Origin of the sequence: Mameliella sp. AT18 (assembly GCF_028807275.1) — a bacterium.
GTDB classification, from domain to species: domain Bacteria; phylum Pseudomonadota; class Alphaproteobacteria; order Rhodobacterales; family Rhodobacteraceae; genus Antarctobacter; species Antarctobacter albus.
Genome location: NZ_JARAMO010000193.1, coordinates 21,480 through 36,822, shown reverse-complemented (window position 1 = coordinate 36,822; position 15,343 = coordinate 21,480). Strand labels below are relative to the sequence as shown.

The 15,343-nt window shown below is 66.6% G+C and carries 14 protein-coding genes and 1 riboswitch; of the genes, 10 read left to right on the top strand and 4 right to left on the bottom strand.

Annotated elements, in window-relative coordinates; translation table 11 throughout:
* The 5 genes from PVW46_RS17335 to PVW46_RS17315 form a co-directional block, all read left to right on the top strand.
* Positions 1-1,320 (top strand): glycerol-3-phosphate dehydrogenase (locus PVW46_RS17335; protein WP_274576856.1); only part of this gene is annotated, 1,320 nt, incomplete at its 5' end.
* A gap of 1 nt (position 1,321) precedes the next feature.
* Positions 1,322-2,254 (top strand): sugar phosphate isomerase/epimerase family protein, encoded by a 933-nt coding sequence (locus PVW46_RS17330; protein WP_069210959.1) that lies wholly within the window; start codon positions 1,322-1,324, stop codon positions 2,252-2,254.
* A 70-nt stretch (positions 2,255-2,324) separates the two neighbouring features.
* A riboswitch (FMN riboswitch) is annotated at positions 2,325-2,463 on the top strand.
* Positions 2,464-2,532: 69 nt separating this feature from the next.
* Positions 2,533-2,970: a 6,7-dimethyl-8-ribityllumazine synthase gene (locus PVW46_RS17325; protein ID WP_069210958.1), complete on the top strand. Its 438-nt coding sequence runs from the start codon at positions 2,533-2,535 to the stop codon at positions 2,968-2,970.
* A 9-nt stretch (positions 2,971-2,979) separates the two neighbouring features.
* The gene (locus PVW46_RS17320; RefSeq protein WP_419182889.1) at positions 2,980-4,119 is read left to right on the top strand and encodes an iron-containing alcohol dehydrogenase; all 1,140 of its coding nucleotides are present in this window, start codon (positions 2,980-2,982) and stop codon (positions 4,117-4,119) included.
* A 24-nt stretch (positions 4,120-4,143) separates the two neighbouring features.
* A complete protein-coding gene (locus PVW46_RS17315) occupies positions 4,144-5,100 on the top strand; it encodes a sugar-binding transcriptional regulator (protein ID WP_082024531.1) in 957 nt (318 codons plus the stop codon).
* Positions 5,101-5,138: 38 nt separating this feature from the next.
* On the opposite strand, the gene fsa is transcribed toward PVW46_RS17315, so the two are convergent.
* The 4 genes from fsa to tkt are packed head-to-tail and all read right to left on the bottom strand — an operon-like array spanning position 5,139 to position 9,883.
* The gene (fsa, locus tag PVW46_RS17310) at positions 5,139-5,792 is read right to left on the bottom strand and encodes a fructose-6-phosphate aldolase (protein ID WP_043137083.1); all 654 of its coding nucleotides are present in this window, start codon (positions 5,790-5,792) and stop codon (positions 5,139-5,141) included.
* Between the two features lie 22 nt (positions 5,793-5,814).
* Positions 5,815-6,849 carry a class II fructose-bisphosphate aldolase gene (gene fba / locus PVW46_RS17305; protein WP_069210956.1) on the bottom strand — a complete coding sequence of 345 codons (1,035 nt, stop codon included), beginning with the start codon at positions 6,847-6,849 and terminating at the stop codon, positions 5,815-5,817.
* Positions 6,850-6,861: 12 nt separating this feature from the next.
* On the bottom strand, positions 6,862-7,866 hold the full coding sequence (locus PVW46_RS17300) for a class 1 fructose-bisphosphatase (protein WP_069210955.1): 1,005 nt from the start codon (positions 7,864-7,866) through the stop codon (positions 6,862-6,864).
* A 4-nt stretch (positions 7,867-7,870) separates the two neighbouring features.
* Positions 7,871-9,883: a transketolase gene (tkt, locus tag PVW46_RS17295; RefSeq protein WP_069211014.1), complete on the bottom strand. Its 2,013-nt coding sequence runs from the start codon at positions 9,881-9,883 to the stop codon at positions 7,871-7,873.
* Between the two features lie 138 nt (positions 9,884-10,021).
* Between tkt and PVW46_RS17290 the strand changes: the two genes are divergently transcribed.
* The 5 genes from PVW46_RS17290 to PVW46_RS17270 all read left to right on the top strand — a co-directional run bounded on the left by PVW46_RS17290 (position 10,022) and on the right by PVW46_RS17270 (position 15,343).
* Positions 10,022-10,801, top strand: a complete 780-nt coding sequence (locus tag PVW46_RS17290) for a DeoR/GlpR family DNA-binding transcription regulator (RefSeq protein WP_069210954.1) — start codon at positions 10,022-10,024, stop codon at positions 10,799-10,801.
* The gene (locus PVW46_RS17285) at positions 10,798-11,565 is read left to right on the top strand and encodes a triose-phosphate isomerase (RefSeq protein ID WP_069210953.1); all 768 of its coding nucleotides are present in this window, start codon (positions 10,798-10,800) and stop codon (positions 11,563-11,565) included. Before PVW46_RS17290 ends, PVW46_RS17285 begins: the two co-directional genes overlap by 4 nt.
* A gap of 18 nt (positions 11,566-11,583) precedes the next feature.
* Positions 11,584-12,039 carry a D-erythrulose-4-phosphate isomerase gene (gene derI, locus PVW46_RS17280; protein WP_043137092.1) on the top strand — a complete coding sequence of 152 codons (456 nt, stop codon included), beginning with the start codon at positions 11,584-11,586 and terminating at the stop codon, positions 12,037-12,039.
* A 102-nt stretch (positions 12,040-12,141) separates the two neighbouring features.
* Positions 12,142-13,680 (top strand): FGGY-family carbohydrate kinase, encoded by a 1,539-nt coding sequence (locus PVW46_RS17275; RefSeq protein ID WP_069210952.1) that lies wholly within the window; start codon positions 12,142-12,144, stop codon positions 13,678-13,680.
* Entirely contained in the window at positions 13,673-15,343 is a 1,671-nt protein-coding gene (locus PVW46_RS17270; protein WP_069210951.1) for a glycerol-3-phosphate dehydrogenase/oxidase, read from the top strand. The genes PVW46_RS17275 and PVW46_RS17270 overlap by 8 nt, the downstream gene beginning before the upstream one ends.

The following is a 15,343-nucleotide window of genomic DNA, read 5'->3' as shown; positions in this document are numbered from 1 at the left end:
TTCCGGCTGGTGCGCGAGGCGCTGATCGAACGCGAAGTGCTGATGAAGAACGCGCCGCACATCATCTGGCCCATGCGCTTTGTCCTGCCGCACAGCCCCCAGGACCGGCCTGCCTGGTTGGTGCGGCTGGGCCTGTTTCTTTACGATCACTTGGGCGGGCGCAAGAAACTGCCGGGCACCCGAACGCTGGACCTGCGCCGCGACCCCGAGGGCGCGGCAATCAAGGACACCTATACACGCGGCTTCGAATACTCGGACTGCTGGGTCGATGATGCGCGGCTCGTGGTGCTGAACGCGGTCGACGCGGCGGAACGCGGGGCCGAGGTCCTGACCCGCTCGCCCTGCATCTCGGCGCGACGCGAAAACGGCGCATGGCGGGTGACGACGAAAAACTCCGTCACCGGCGAGACGCGGGAATTCGAGGCCAAGCTGCTGGTCAACGCCGCCGGCCCCTGGGTGACGGATGTGGTGACCCGGGTGGCCGGTTCGAACAGCGCGCGCAACGTCCGGCTGGTCAAGGGCAGCCACATCATCGTGCCCAAGTTCTGGAAGGGTGAGAACGCCTACCTGGTCCAGAACCACGACAAGCGGGTGATCTTCATCAACCCCTACGAGCGCGACAAGGCCCTGATCGGCACCACCGACATCGCCTATGACGGCCGGGCAGAGGACGTGACCGCCGACGAGAGCGAGGTGCTATACCTGATCGACGCCGTGAACCGCTACTTCAAGGAAGAGCTGACGCGTGACGACGTGGAAACCACCTTTTCCGGCGTGCGACCGCTGTTCGATGACGGGCAGGGCAACCCCTCTGCTGTGACACGCGACTACGTCTTTGACGTGGACGAGACCGGCGGCGCGCCGCTCCTGAACATCTTTGGCGGCAAGATCACCACCTTCCGCGAGCTGGCAGAGCGCGGAATGCACAAGATCGAAAAGTTCTTTCCCAGGATGGGCGGGGACTGGACCGAAAATGCCCCCCTGCCCGGCGGCGACCTGAAAAACGCCGACTACGAGCAGTTCCGCAACACGATGAAGCAGGACTATCCCTGGATGCCGCGCGAGTTGCGCCGCCACTACGGGCGCTGCTACGGCAGCCGTGTCCGCCAGATCGCCGGCGATGCGACCTCGCTGGAGGGGCTGGGGCAGCACTTTGGCGGCCAGCTTTATGAGGCCGAGGTAACCTATCTGGTGAACCACGAATGGGCGCAGACCGCAGAGGACATCCTGTGGCGGAGGACAAAGCACCGCCTGCACCTGACCGAGGCCGAGCAGGCCGCCTTTGCCGCCTGGTTCGATGCCCGGCAGGAGGCCGCGTGACATGGCGCTGACGCTTTCACTGAACACCAACCCGCTGGTGAACCGTTTTGCCGAACCGGACGACCTGATCGACGCCATCGCGCGCGACATCCGGATCAGGGACATCCAGCTGACGCATGAATTCATCAACCCCAGCTGGCCCGCCCCGGTGATCCGTCGCCTGACCCGGCAGATGGGCGCCGCACTGACGCGCACCGGCGCCCGCGTGACCAGCGGCATGACCGGGCCTTACGGGCGGCTCAACCACTTTGGCCATCCCGACCGGGACGTGCGGCGCTATTACGTCGACTGGTTCAAGACCTTCGCCGATATCATCGGCGACCTCGGCGGCACCTCCGTCGGCACGCAATTCGCGATCTTCACCTTTCGGGACTACGACGACCCCGCCCGGCGCGAAGACCTGCTGCAGATCGTCATCGACTGCTGGGCAGAGGTGGCCGAACACGCCAGCGCTGCAGGTCTCGACTATGTCTTTTGGGAGCCCATGAGCGTTGGCCGCGAATTCGGCGAAACCATCGCCGAATGCATCAAGCTGCAGGACCGCCTGACCGCCGCAAACATGGCCGTCCCGATGTGGATGATGGCCGATATCGACCACGGCGACGTGACCTCGCCCAACCCGGATGACACCGATCCATACGCCTGGGCCCGCGCGGTGCCGAAGGTCAGCCCGATCATTCACATCAAGCAGTCGATGATGGACAAGTCCGGGCACCGCCCCTTTACCGCCGAGTTCAACGCCAAGGGCGCGATCCAGCCCGATCCGCTGCTCAAGGCCTTTGCCGAGGGCGGCGCCGTCGACAATGAGATCTGCCTTGAACTGTCCTTTAAGGAGCGCGAGCCGAACGACCGCCAGGTGATCCCCCAGATCGCCGAAAGCGTGGCTTTTTGGGCGCCGCATATCGACAGTGGGGTGAACGACCTGAATGTCTGATCGGGGTCGCCGATATCGCGAACCTGTCGCAAAGATGCTTGCCTTTTCCGCCGCATGCCGCCAAACCTTGCCGCGTTCTCAGGGCGGGGTGCAATTCCCCACCGGCGGTGACAGCCCGCGAGCGCCTTTCGGAAACACCCGGAAGGGTCCAGCAGACACCGGTGAAATTCCGGGGCCGACGGTAATAGTCCGGATGGAAGAGAACCAGCCGACGGGCCATCCGGCCTGCGCGGATGGCATCGCCTTGGGACCATTTGTGAAACGCAAAGGATGGTTCCATGTCTGAAACACTGAAAATCGCCTTCATCAAGGCCCGTTGGCACGCCGATATCGTCGACCAGGCGCTGACCGGGTTCGAACAACGCATCGGAGAGGCCGGGGCGCCCGCCACGGTCACGCCCTTCGACGTGCCCGGCGCCTTCGAGATGCCGCTCTTGGCCAAGAAGCTGGGGCAGAGCGGCAAGTATGACGCCGTGGTCTGCGCCGCGCTTGTGGTCGATGGCGGGATCTACCGCCATGACTTCGTCGCCCAGGCGGTTGTTGACGGGCTGATGACGGCCCAACTGGAAACCGGCGTCCCAACCTTCTCGGTCTCGCTGACGCCGCATCACTTCCAGCCGACCGAGGAACATGTCGGTTTTTACCGCGACCATTTCGTCAAGAAGGGCGCGGAAGCGGCGGATGCGGTCCTGATGATTGCCAAGCTGGAGGTCTGAACCATGTCCCTGCCCGCCTTCTCCTTTGCCACGGCCACGCAAATCCGCTTTGGCCGGGGCGAGGCCGGGCGGGCGGTGCCCGACCTGGCCGCCCGGGGACAGCGCGTGCTGCTGGTCCAGGGCGGCACCCCGGCGCGGGCCGACTGGCTGTCGGCCGCGCTGGAGGCTGAAGGCTGCTCCGTCGACCGTCTCAGCGTCGCGGCAGAACCCGACCTTGCGATGATCGAGGCGGGCGTGACAGCCGCCCGCGCCAGCGCGGCGCAGGTGGTCATAGCCCTTGGCGGCGGCGCCGTCATTGACGCGGGCAAGGCCATCGCGGCCCTGGTCCCCGCCACGCGCCCCCTGCTGGATCACCTGGAGGTGGTCGGCAAGGGCCTGCCGCTGGACACCGCCCCCCTGCCCTTTGCCGCCATTCCGACCACCGCCGGCACCGGCGCCGAAGTCACCCGCAACGCGGTGATTGCCGTGCCGGAGGCACAACGCAAGGTCAGCTTGCGGGACGCGCGCATGTTGCCCTGGATGGCGATTGTCGACCCTTCGCTGACAGACAACTGCCCGCGCGGCGTGACGCTGGCCTCGGGGCTGGATGCGGTGACGCAGGTGATCGAACCCTATGTCTGCACCCGCGCCAACCCGATGACCGATGCGCTATGCCGCCCCGCGATTGCCTCGGGGCTGGCGGCATTGATGACGCTGATGCGGCAAGAGGACCCGGACGCCCGCGACCAGCTGGCCTGGACCAGCCTGTGCGGCGGGCTTGCACTGGCCAACGCGGGGCTGGGGGCCGTGCATGGCCTGGCCGGTCCGCTGGGCGGCCTGTCCGGCGCGGCGCACGGGGCGATTTGCGGCAGCCTGCTGCCACATGTGCTGGAGGAAAACGCAGCCCGGGCAACGGGTGACGCCGCCCGCCGCCTTGCGGACCTGCGCGATGACCTTGGCCGGGTTCTTGGCACGGACCCCGCGCGGGCCTTTGCCGCGCTGGCCGATTGGTCGCGGAAGGCCGGTCTGCCCGGACTGGACGCGCAGGGTGTGAACGGGGAACATAGGGCCGAGGCCGCCCGGATGGCGGCCAGCTCTTCCTCGATGAAAGCCAACCCCGTCCCCCTGGACGCCGAGGCGCTGACCGGGATCATGGAGCGGGCGCGCTAGGCGCCGGAGTGTGGAGGACATGAGATGGCCAAAGATCGGATGTCGGGCGATGCCGAGCATTCCTTGTCGATCCGCGCCGCATGGCTGCACTATGTCGGCGGAATGCGACAGGCCGAAGTGGCCAAGCGGCTGGGCGTGCAATCGGTCAAGGCGCATCGCCTGATCGCACGCGCGGTGGCCGAAGGTGCCGTCAAGGTCAGCATCGAAGGCGAGATCATCGAGTGTATCGAACTGGAACAGGCGCTGTGCCTGCGCTACGGGCTGGACACCTGCGAAGTCGCCCCGGACCTGGACGAAGAGGGCCTGCCCCTGCGCACGCTGGGGATCGCCGGCGCATCGCGACTGCGCCGCTGGCTGGAAAGCGGCGAGGAACTGACCATCGGCATCGGCCACGGCCGCACCCTGGCCGAGGCGGTGCGCGCCATGCCCCGTTTCCACACCAACGGGTTGAGCTTCGTCTCTCTCCTGGGTGGGCTGACCCGGAACTTTGCGGCCAACCCGCATGACGTGATGCATCTGTTGGCCGAAAAGACCGGCGCGCGGGCCTATGTCATGCCGGTCCCCTTCTTCGCCAACACCACCGAGGACCGCGAGGTTCTGCTGGCGCAGCGTGGCGTGGCCGAGGTCTTTCAGCTTGCCGAAACGGCGCCGCTCAAGATCGTTGGCGTCGGCACGGTCGAGGCGGAAACCCAGCTTGTCACCTCCGGCATGATCGAGCCCTCCGAGATCGAGGCGATTTCAGAGGCGGGCGGCGTGGGTGAAATGCTGGGCCATTTCTTCGACCCCGAGGGCAAGGCGCTGGAAACGCCGCTGACCTCGCGGACGCTGGCGGTCTCGCTGGATGAAACCCGCGACGACCGGATCATCGCCCTGGCAGGCGGACCCGAAAAGGTCGCCGCGATCCGGGCCATCCTGAAAAGCGGGCGCCTGTCGGGCCTCATCACCGATGAACGTACCGCCAAGACTCTGATGGAGGAATAGGCAGGCCCGCCGCGACAGCGCCGGACCCGCCAAATGGCTCACAGGATCGATTGTCCGGTCGCGGCCCAGTCCTTGGCGAACTGGTCCAGCCCCTTGTCGGTCAGCGCATGATCCGCCAACCCCTTGATGACGCCCGGCGGGATCGTCGCCACGTCGGCGCCCGCGATGGCGGCCTCCTTGACGTGGTTGGCCGAGCGGATCGAGGCCGCCAGGATTTCCGTCTTGAACCCGTAGTTGTCAAATATGGTGCGGATCTCGTGGATCAGTTCCATCCCGTCGATGTTCAGGTCATCCAGCCGCCCGACGAAGGGCGAGATATAGGTCGCGCCCGCCTTGGCCGCCAGCAACGCCTGGTTGGCCGCGAAGCAGAGCGTGACATTCGTCTTGATGCCCTTGGCCGTGAAATGGCGGCAGGCCTTCAGCCCGTCCAGCGTCAGCGGCAGCTTGATGACCACGTTGTCGGCGATCTTCGCCAGATGCTCGCCCTCGGCGACCATCCCGTCGAAATCCATCGCCGCGACCTCGGCCGAAACCGGCCCTGCCACGACCTTGCAAATTTCCGCGATGACCTCCTTGAAGTCACGCCCGGACTTGGCGATCAGCGAGGGGTTCGTCGTCACGCCATCCAGCAGCCCATAGTCGTTCAGCTCCTTGATGTCGTCGATGTTGGCAGTGTCCACGAAGAATTTCATAGCTCGGTCTCCTTTCGGGGGATCAATAGGCCAGGGCCATGTCGGCCAGCGAACGCGTGCGGATGCGCTCGGCCTGGCCGGCGGTTCCGAATGCCTCGAATTTCTCGACGCATTGCGCCTTCATGCCGTCCATGGCCGGCTTCAGGTACTTGCGGGGGTCGAATTCGGCGGGCGCGCTCATCAGGGTCTTGCGGATTGCCGCCGTGGCCGCCAGCCGCAGGTCGGTGTCGATGTTGACCTTGCGCACGCCGTGGCGGATGCCGCGCCGGATTTCCTCCAGCGGCACGCCCCAGGTCGGCTTGATCTCGCCGCCGTACTCGTTGATCAGCAGGCGCAGCTCCTCGGGCACCGAGGAGGATCCATGCATGACCAGGTGGGTGTTGGGCAGGCGCTGGTGGATCGCCTCGATCACGTCCATCGCCAGCACGTCCCCATCCGGTTGACGGGTGAACTTGTAGGCGCCGTGACTGGTGCCCATCGCCACCGCCAGTGCATCGACGCCGGTGTCGGCCACGAAACGCTCTGCCTCTTCGGGGTCGGTCAGCAACTGGTCATGCGACAGGATGCCTGTCGCACCGTGCCCGTCCTCCTGGTCGCCCTGCCCGGTTTCCAGAGATCCGAGCACGCCCAGCTCTCCCTCGACCGACACGCCGGCGGCATGGGCCATCTCGACCACGGCGCGGGTGATCCCCACGTTATAGGCGTAATCGGCGGGCGTGGTGCCGTCTTCCTTCAGCGAACCATCCATCATGACAGAGGTGAACCCGTGCTGGATGGCGGTGACGCAAGTGGCAAGGTTGTTGCCGTGATCCAGGTGCATGCAGACCGGGATATGCGGGTAGATTTCCACCAGCGCGTCAATCAGCTTGGCCAGCACCGTGTCATTGGCATAGCTGCGCGCACCGCGGCTGGCCTGCAGGATGACCGGCGACCCGGTTTCATTGGCCGCGGCCATGATCGCCAACCCCTGTTCCATGTTGGACATGTTGAAGGCCGGCACGGCATAGCCGTTCTCTGCCGCGTGATCGAGCAGCTGGCGTAGGGTGATACGGGGCATCTCGGACTCCTGTCAGTCGGAGGGGGAAAGGTAGTCGCAGAGCGTCGCGACCTCGTCGCGGCTGCCGAAGATCAGCGGCACGCGGTCATGCAGGTGGGCGGGCGACAGGTCCAGAATGGCAGTCTGTCCATCGGTCGCCGTGCCGCCCGCCTGTTCGATCAGGTAGGCAATCGGGAAGGCCTCGTAGGCGAGCCGCAGAAAACCGTCCTCGTAGCCCGGGCGCGTATCGCCGGGGTACATGAACAGCCCGCCCCGGCGCAGGATGCGGTGCAGATCCCCCACGGCGGCGGCGATCCAGCGCATGTTGAAATCGCGCCCGCGCGGTCCCTCGGCCCCGTGCAGCAGGTCCTCTGTGTAGCGTTGCAACCCTTCGGGCCAGCGTCGCCGGTTCGAGGCGTTGAAGGCCACGGTCGAGGTCTCCGGCTTGATCGTGACGGCCGTGGTGTCGACGTGAAAGACCCCTGTCACCGGGTCCAGCGTGGCGATGTCGACGCCCGCGCCGGTGCTGAAACCAAAGTCGACCGAATGCCCGAAGGACACGTAGCAGGCGGCGATCATCTCTCGCCCCTTGCGCAGGAAACCGTCACCTGCCGGGAAGATCGCGAAGAGCGCCCCCAGCGGCGCGCCGATGCCGATGCTGCCGGACCCGTCGATCGGATCCATCGCCAGGTCGAATGTGCCGTCGGGGTCGATGGTCTCGACCTCCTCGGCCTCTTCGGACAGGACCCGTGCCACCGACATGTCGCGCAGGACCCGGATGAAATGGTCATGCGCGCCCATGTCCAGCGCCTTCTGCTTGTCGCCGGAATCGTTGGTGCCGATCACATGTGTCGGGTCGCCGGTCAGGTGTCCCTGTGCCAGCCGCGCGGCCAGCGGCACGCTGGCCTCCGCGAGACGGATCAGAAGTGCCGCCAGCGCGCGGCGCGCGGGGTCTTCGCCCGCCCAACCCGCCAGATGCGCGGCCAGGGTGGGTGCGGTGACGGCCGTGTCGCCGTCCAGTTTCAGGGGCGCCTGCATGGGCTTACCCCTGCCCGCTCAGCAGCGCATCCGCCTTGGCGACGATGGCCTCGCGCGTGATGCCGAAGCTGCGGTAGAGGTCCTCTGCCGGGCCGGAGGCGCCAAAGCCCCGCATCCCGATCACGTCCGCCTCGGAGGCGACATAGCGGGTCCAGCCGTAGGTGCTGGCCGCCTCGACGGCAATACGGGGCGCAGAGCCCAGAACCTCGGCGCGGTACTCTGCCGGTTGCGCCTCGAACAACTCCCACGACGGCATCGAGACGACGGCAACGCCCAAACCCCGTTCCGCCAGCGTCTCGGCAGCCTCGACCGCAAGGCTGACTTCGGTGCCCGTGGCCAACAGGGTCAGGTCGCGCCCCTCGCCGTAGCTGCGCAGGACATAGGCGCCCTTCGCGCTCAGGTTTTCGTCCCCGGCTTCCAGCCGCAGCTGCGGCACACCCTGGCGGCTGAGCGCCAGCAGCGACGGGGTCCCGCGCGACCGGATGGCGATATCCCAGCATTCCAGTGTCTCGACCGCGTCGGCGGGTCGGAAGGTGTAGAGGTTCGGGATCGCGCGCAGCGATGTCAGATGTTCCACCGGCTGGTGCGTCGGGCCGTCCTCACCCAGGCCGATGCTGTCATGGGTCATGACATAGATCGTGCCGACGCCCATCAGCGCGGACAGGCGGATCGCGTTGCGGGCATAGTCCGAAAAGACAAGGAAGGTGCCGCCGTAGGGGATCACCCCGCCGTGGGTGTTCATCCCGTTCATGGCCGCCGCCATACCGAATTCACGCACTCCGTAGCCGACGTAGCGCCCCGGCTCCTGGCGGGAGAACTGACTGTCCACCGCCGGAACCCGGGTGAGGTTGGAGCCGGTGAGGTCGGCCGACCCGCCGATCAGCTCTGGCAGCGCGGGGGCGAGCGCCTCCAGCGCGACCTGGCTGGCCTTGCGGGTGGCGATATTCTGCGGCTCCGCGAAGAGCGCCGCGCGCGCCTGCGCCACCGCCGCGTCATATCCGCCGGGCAGCTCGCGCGCGATACGGCGCGAGAACTCCGCGCGGTCGGAGGAGGCGGCAAGCCGGGCTTCCCAGTCCTTGCGGGCGGCCCCGCCACGCGCCCCGATGGCCCGCCATTCGGCGGCGAGATCGGCGGGCACCTCGAAGGGGGCGGCCTCCCAGCCCAGTGCCGCCTTGGCGGCGGCGGCCTCTTCGGCGCCCAGCGGCGACCCGTGCGCCGAGGCTGTGCCCGCCTTGGAGGGTGCGCCAAAGCCGATCGTCGTCTTCATGGCGATCAGCGTCGGCTTGCCTGTTTCCCTCTTGGCCTCTGCGATGGCGGCAGACACCGCCGGAACATCATGACCGTCACATTCCAGCACATGCCAGCCACAGGCCCGAAGGCGCCCCGGCACATCCTCGGAAAAGGACACCGAGGTCGGCCCGTCGATGGTGATCTGGTTGTCGTCGTAGAGCACGATCAGCTTGCCCAGACCCAGGTGACCGGCCAGCGAGATCGCCTCCTGGCCGATGCCCTCCTGCAAACAGCCGTCACCGAGGAACACATAAGTGTGGTGATCGACAAGGTCGGCACCGAACTCGGCGCCCAAGGCGCGTTCGGCCATCGCCATGCCGACGGCATTGGCAAAGCCCTGACCCAGCGGCCCGGTCGTGGTCTCGATCCCCTTGGCATGGCCGTATTCCGGATGCCCCGCGGTGCGGGCGCCAAGCTGGCGGAAGTTGCGCAGTTCCTCGATGGTCATGTCGGCATAGCCGGTCAGGTGCAGAAGCGAGTACAGCAGCATCGACGCATGACCGTTGGACAAGACCACCCGGTCGCGATCCGGCCAGTCGGGGGCCGAAGCGTCGAATTTCAGATGATCGCGAAACAGCGCGGTGGCCGCATCGGCCATGCCCATCGGCGCACCGGGATGGCCCGATTTCGCCGCCTCGACCGCATCGATCGAAAGGGCACGTATACAGTTCGCCAGGGCAAAGCCCCCGGGGTCCAGCGCGGCTTTGGCGGCAATCGCCTGCGGCATCGAATCTTTGGGCATCATGTCCTCCTGCGTTGACCCGGTGTTACGGGATCCCGCGGAAAATCACAATAATTAATCCCAAAATAACACAATTGACGATATTTGTGTGATGTGAGATGTTACGTTTCAGGAGGAACCGGGGTGAAGAGAGACGACAGGCAACAAGCGATCATGGACCTGCTGGTCACGGATGGAGAGGTCGAGCTCGACGCGCTCGCCGATCGGTTTGCCGTGTCCCGGATGACCATTCACCGCGACCTCGACGACCTCGAAGGCGCGGGTCTGCTGCGGAAAATCCGTGGCGGCGCCACGATCCGCTCCGGCACCCAGTTCGAAAGCGATTTCCGCTTTCGCGAACGGCAGGGCGCCCCGGCCAAGTTGGCGATGGCCCGCGCCGCGCTGCGCCTTGTCGAACCGGGCATGACGGTCATGATCAACGATGGTTCGATGGCCGCGATCCTGGGCCAGCAGCTTGCCGCCTGCCGACCCCTGACGGTGATCACCAACAACGCGGCGGTCATGGATACCCTGAAGGCAGAGGCCGGGATCACCCTGATCGCCCTGGGTGGCGTCTATTCCGCCAAGTTCAACGCCTATCTCGGCAAGGTGACAGAGGATGCGCTGGCGCATCTGCGCGCCGACGTTGCCTTTATCTCCGCTCCCGCCGTGTCGGGGCTGGAGGTGTTTCACATGGACGAAACCGTGGTCCGGTCCAAGCAGGCAATGATGCGGCAAGGGGCGTGCCGTGTGCTCCTGGTCAACCACAGCCGCTTTGGCAACGCCGCCCTGCACCGGCTGGCCGCCCTGTCCGAATTCGACCACATCATCACCGACCAGCCCCCCGCCCCCGAGGCCCGCGCGGCCCTGGACGAGGCCGGGCTGACCCTGACAATCGCAGACCCCCAAGAGGCCGAGGCATGACACACCCACAGTTCTGGATCGGAACCAGCTGGAAGATGAACAAGACGCTGGCAGAGGCGCAGGCCTTTGCCACTGCCCTCGCAGGCGCCGACGCGGACCGCGATCCGCGCATCCAGCGGTTCGTGATCCCGCCCTTCACCGCCGTGCGCGAGGTCAAGCAGATCCTCGCGGACAGTTCGGTCAAGGTCGGCGCGCAGAACATGCACTGGGCCGACCAGGGCGCCTGGACGGGTGAAGTCTCGCCGCTCATGCTCACCGATTGTGGGCTCGACATCGTCGAGCTGGGCCATTCCGAACGGCGCGAACATTTCGGCGAGACCGACGAGACCGTCGGACTCAAGACCGAGGCCGCCGTGCGCCACGGGCTGATCCCGCTGATCTGCATCGGCGAGACCCTGGCCGAACGCGAGGAAGACCGCGCGCAAGAGGTGCTGGCGGCGCAGGTGCGCGGCGCCTTGGGCAAGCTGGACGGCACTCAGAAATCCGCGCCGATCCTGCTGGCCTACGAACCCGTCTGGGCCATCGGCGAGAACGGCATTCCCGCCACCTCGGACTATGCCGACGACCGGCAGGGTGAGATCATCGCAGTTGCCGAAGAGGTGCTGGGACGCCGCGTGCCCTGCCTCTACGGCGGCTCGGTCAACCCCGGCAATTGCGAGGAACTCATCCAGTGCCCGCATATCGACGGGCTTTTCATCGGGCGCTCTGCCTGGAAGGTCGAGGGCTACCTCGACATCCTTGCCAAGTGCTCCACCGCCATCTGAACGAAAGGACACGATCCCATGAAAATTGCAGTTGCAGGCGACAGCGCAGGCGAAGAACTGGCAAAGGTCCTCGCCGACCACCTCAAGGACAAGCACGAGGTGTCGGAAATCTCGCGCACCAGCGAAGGGCCGGACCCCTTCTATGCCAATCTCTCGGACCGCGTGGCCAGTGCCGTCATGGCTGGCGAATACGACCGCGCGATCCTGATCTGCGGCACCGGCATCGGCGTTGCCATGTCGGCCAACAAGATACCCGGCATCCGCGCGGCCCAGTGCCATGACACCTATTCGGCGGGCAAGGCCTCGACCTCGAACAACGCGCAGATCATCACGATGGGCGCGCGCGTGATCGGGGCGGAACTGGCCAAGGACATCGCCGATGCCTTCCTCTCGACCTCCTTCGATCCCGAGGGCCGCTCGGCCGGGAACGTGAACGCGATCAACGAGGTCGACGCGAAGTACAACAAGGGCTGAAGGCGGCGCGCCTGCAGGCGCACGTCATTCACGCCACCTCCGGAGCCCGGACTTCCTCCCCCGGGCTCCGACCTTTTTCCGGACAATCCCGAGAGGCATGACATGGACCGGATCCTGGCCATCGACAGCGGTCTGACCGTGACAAAGGCGGTGATCTTCGACCTGAAGGGGACACAGCTGGCTGTCGCGCGACGCAACGTGACACAGCTGAAACCCGCGCCCCGCCGGGTCGAGCGGGACATGAGCGTTCTCTGGCGACAGACCGCCTCGGCCATCCGGGACGTGCTGGAAACCAGCGGGACCGACCCGGCGCGTATCGTCGCCGTGGCCGCCACCGCGCATGGCGACGGGATCTACCTGCTGGACAAGGCAGGCAAGCCGCTGGGGACCGGCATCCTGTCGCTGGACAGTCGCGCCTTCCAGATCGTCGAGGACTGGCAGACCGACGGGACCGACCAACGGGCGCTGGCCCTGACTGGACAGGTGCCGCATGTCTCGGCCCATTCCGCGCTGCTTGGCTGGGTGCAGCGCCATGAGCCGGACCGTTTCGCCCAGATCGGCCATGTTCTGGCCTGCAAGGATTGGCTGTGCTTCTGCCTCAGCGGGCGCATCGGCACCGATCACACCGAGGCCAGCACGTCTTTCACCGACGTGCAGTCGCAAACCTGGTCACAAGAGGCGCTGGAGCTGTTCGGCCTTGGCGATGTGCAGGGCGCCCTGCCCCGCGCCGACCATTCCGCCAGCGTGGTCGGGGAGGTCACGCAGGCGGCCGCGGAGGCGACGGGCCTGCGCCCCGGCACGCCCGTGGCGGCGGGTCTGCATGACGTGACCGCCTCGGCGCTGGGGATCGGCGCTCATCGGCCCGGTGTCGTGGGGATCGTCGCCGGCACCTATTCGATCAACGAAAGCGTCTCGACCCGGCCAATCGTCGATGCCCGCTGGTTCTGCCGCAATGCCATCGACGCGGGCCAGTGGAACAACATGTCCATCTCGCCCGCGTCGACCACGAATTACGACTGGTTCCTCGACACCTTCTGCGCCGTGGAGCGTGCGCAGGCACGGGCCGAGGGCCAGGACATCCACGCCTTTCTGCGCCCCGAAATCGACGCGGCGCTGAGCCGCCCCTCCTCGATCCTCTATCACCCCTATCTCTTCGGTTCTCCTATGGGCGCGGCGCCCAGCGCGGGCTTCCTGGGTCTGCGGGGTTGGCACGAACGCGGCGACCTGCTGGCCGCGCTGCTGGAGGGGGTGGCCTTCAACCACCGCGATCACGTCGATGCGCTGCGTGGCAGTTTCGGCGGCAGCGAGGCCCGGCTGACCGGCGGGGCCTCACGCAATCGGTCGGTGGCACAGCTTTTTGCCGATGTGCTGGACATGCCCGTCACAGTCACCGACACGGACGAGGCCGCCGCCTGGGGCGCCGCGCTGTGTGCCGGGGCCGCGGTGGGCGCTTTTGCGGGCTGGAACGCCGATCCGCGCGATCTCGCCGCGCTGGAAACCACCTATCTGCCGACACCAGAACGCGCCGCGCATTATGCCCGGCGCTACGCCATCTACCATGAGATCGCCGAAGGCATGGGCGCGGCCTGGGATCGCCTGAACAGCCTCGAAACCCTCGCCCGGGGCACCGCAAATGACTGAGCCTGCCGCAGAAGACCTTGACGTGCTGGTCATCGGCGCCGGGGTGAACGGCGCCGGCGTGTTCCGCGATCTCTGCGCGCAGGGGCTGAAATGCATGATCGTGGACAAGGGTGATTTCGGGTCGGGCACCAGCGCGGCACCGTCACGCCTGATTCACGGCGGACTGAAATACCTCGAAACCGGGGAATTCCGCCTTGTCGCGGAATCCACTTATGAACGGAACCTGCTGCTAAGGAACGCGGCGCACCTGGTCCACCCCCTGCCCACCGTGATCCCGATCCAGTCCTGGACAAAGGGTGTCTGGGCCGCGCTGCGGACTTTCTTCGGCTCGAAGACGGCGCCGCGCAGCCGTGGGGCGCTGCTGATCAAGGCAGGACTGGCGATCTACGATTTCTACGGCGCAAAGGCGCGCCAGATGCCCCGGCACAGCATGTTGGGCCGGGCGCGCGCCCTGGCCCAGATCCCGGCCCTGACGCCCCGGATCGTCGCCGTCGGCACCTATTACGACGCCACCGTGACCGCCCCGGAACGGCTGGTGATGGAGCTGACCTCTGACGGGGTTGCCCTGTCACCCACGTCAGAGGCGCTGAACTGGACCACGGTCGAGGGACAACAGGACGGCACCGTGTCGCTGCGCGGACCGCAGGGCCAACACCGTGTCGTTCGCCCGCGTTTCGTGGTCAATGCCGCCGGCCCCTGGATCGACAAAGTGAATGCATCGCTGGGGCTGGACACCCGGCTGATCGGGGGAACCAAGGGATCGCATATCCTGCTGGATCACCCCGAGTTGCTGGACCAGCTGGATGGGCGGATGATCTATTTCGAAGGGGACGACGGACGCATCCTGCTGGTCTTTCCCTTTCACGGCAAGGCGCTGGTCGGGTCCACCGACATCCCGGCGAAAGACCCCGATGCCGTGATCTGCACCGAGGCCGAGACCGCCTATTTCATCCAGAGCCTGCGCGATCTGCTGCCCGGACTGCACTTTGATCACGACCAGATCGTCTATGCCTACGCGGGCATTCGCCCTTTGCCCAATTCCGAGGGCGTGGCGCCGGGGCTAATCAGCCGCGACCATTCCGCCCCGCTGGACCCGGCGACGCCGCAGCGCGCCTTTCCGGTGATGTCCCTGGTCGGCGGCAAATGGACCACCTTCCGCGCCTTTTCGGCAGAGGTCAGCGACCGGGTGCTGGCCGAGCTTGGCATGTCCCGCCAGCAGAAGACCGACGAGATGCCCATCGGCGGTGGACGGGACATGCCCCGAACAGCCGAGGCGCGGCAGGCGTGGATCAAAGACGTCGCGGCTGAGACCGCCGTTGCGCCGGACCGCGTGGCCGTCCTGCTGGACCGCTACGGGACCACTGCACGCAATATCGCCGCGCATGAGGGCCATGATGCCACCCCCCTGCCCGACGCGCCGGACCACACCGACCGCGAGATCGACTGGATCGCGGCGCACGAGGCGGTCCAACACCTGTCCGACATCCTGCTGCGCCGCACGTCACTGGCCATCAGCGGGCGCCTGACGCCTGCCCTGTGCCGCGCTGTCGCGCGGATCGCGGGCGGCGCGCTAGGTTGGGGCCCGGATCGGGAGCAGCGGGAACTGGCGGAGCTGGCGAAACTCCTGTCCGAAAGGCATGGCGTTCACCTCGACTTGCGCTAG

Excerpts from the sequence above, each read along its gene's own strand:
- derI (WP_043137092.1), top strand. The coding sequence starts at position 11,584 with ATGAAAATTGCAGTTGCAGGCGACAGCGCAGGCGAAGAACTGGCAAAG.
- tkt (WP_069211014.1), bottom strand. The coding sequence starts at position 9,883 with ATGCCGCAGGCGATTGCCGCCAAAGCCGCGCTGGACCCCGGGGGCTTT.
- PVW46_RS17275 (WP_069210952.1), top strand. The coding sequence starts at position 12,142 with ATGGACCGGATCCTGGCCATCGACAGCGGTCTGACCGTGACAAAGGCG.
- PVW46_RS17315 (WP_082024531.1), top strand. The coding sequence starts at position 4,144 with ATGGCCAAAGATCGGATGTCGGGCGATGCCGAGCATTCCTTGTCGATC.
- fsa (WP_043137083.1), bottom strand. The coding sequence starts at position 5,792 with ATGAAATTCTTCGTGGACACTGCCAACATCGACGACATCAAGGAGCTG.
- fba (WP_069210956.1), bottom strand. The coding sequence starts at position 6,849 with ATGCCCCGTATCACCCTACGCCAGCTGCTCGATCACGCGGCAGAGAAC.
- PVW46_RS17325 (WP_069210958.1), top strand. The coding sequence starts at position 2,533 with ATGTCTGAAACACTGAAAATCGCCTTCATCAAGGCCCGTTGGCACGCC.
- PVW46_RS17330 (WP_069210959.1), top strand. The coding sequence starts at position 1,322 with ATGGCGCTGACGCTTTCACTGAACACCAACCCGCTGGTGAACCGTTTT.
- PVW46_RS17270 (WP_069210951.1), top strand. The coding sequence starts at position 13,673 with ATGACTGAGCCTGCCGCAGAAGACCTTGACGTGCTGGTCATCGGCGCC.
- PVW46_RS17285 (WP_069210953.1), top strand. The coding sequence starts at position 10,798 with ATGACACACCCACAGTTCTGGATCGGAACCAGCTGGAAGATGAACAAG.
- PVW46_RS17300 (WP_069210955.1), bottom strand. The coding sequence starts at position 7,866 with ATGCAGGCGCCCCTGAAACTGGACGGCGACACGGCCGTCACCGCACCC.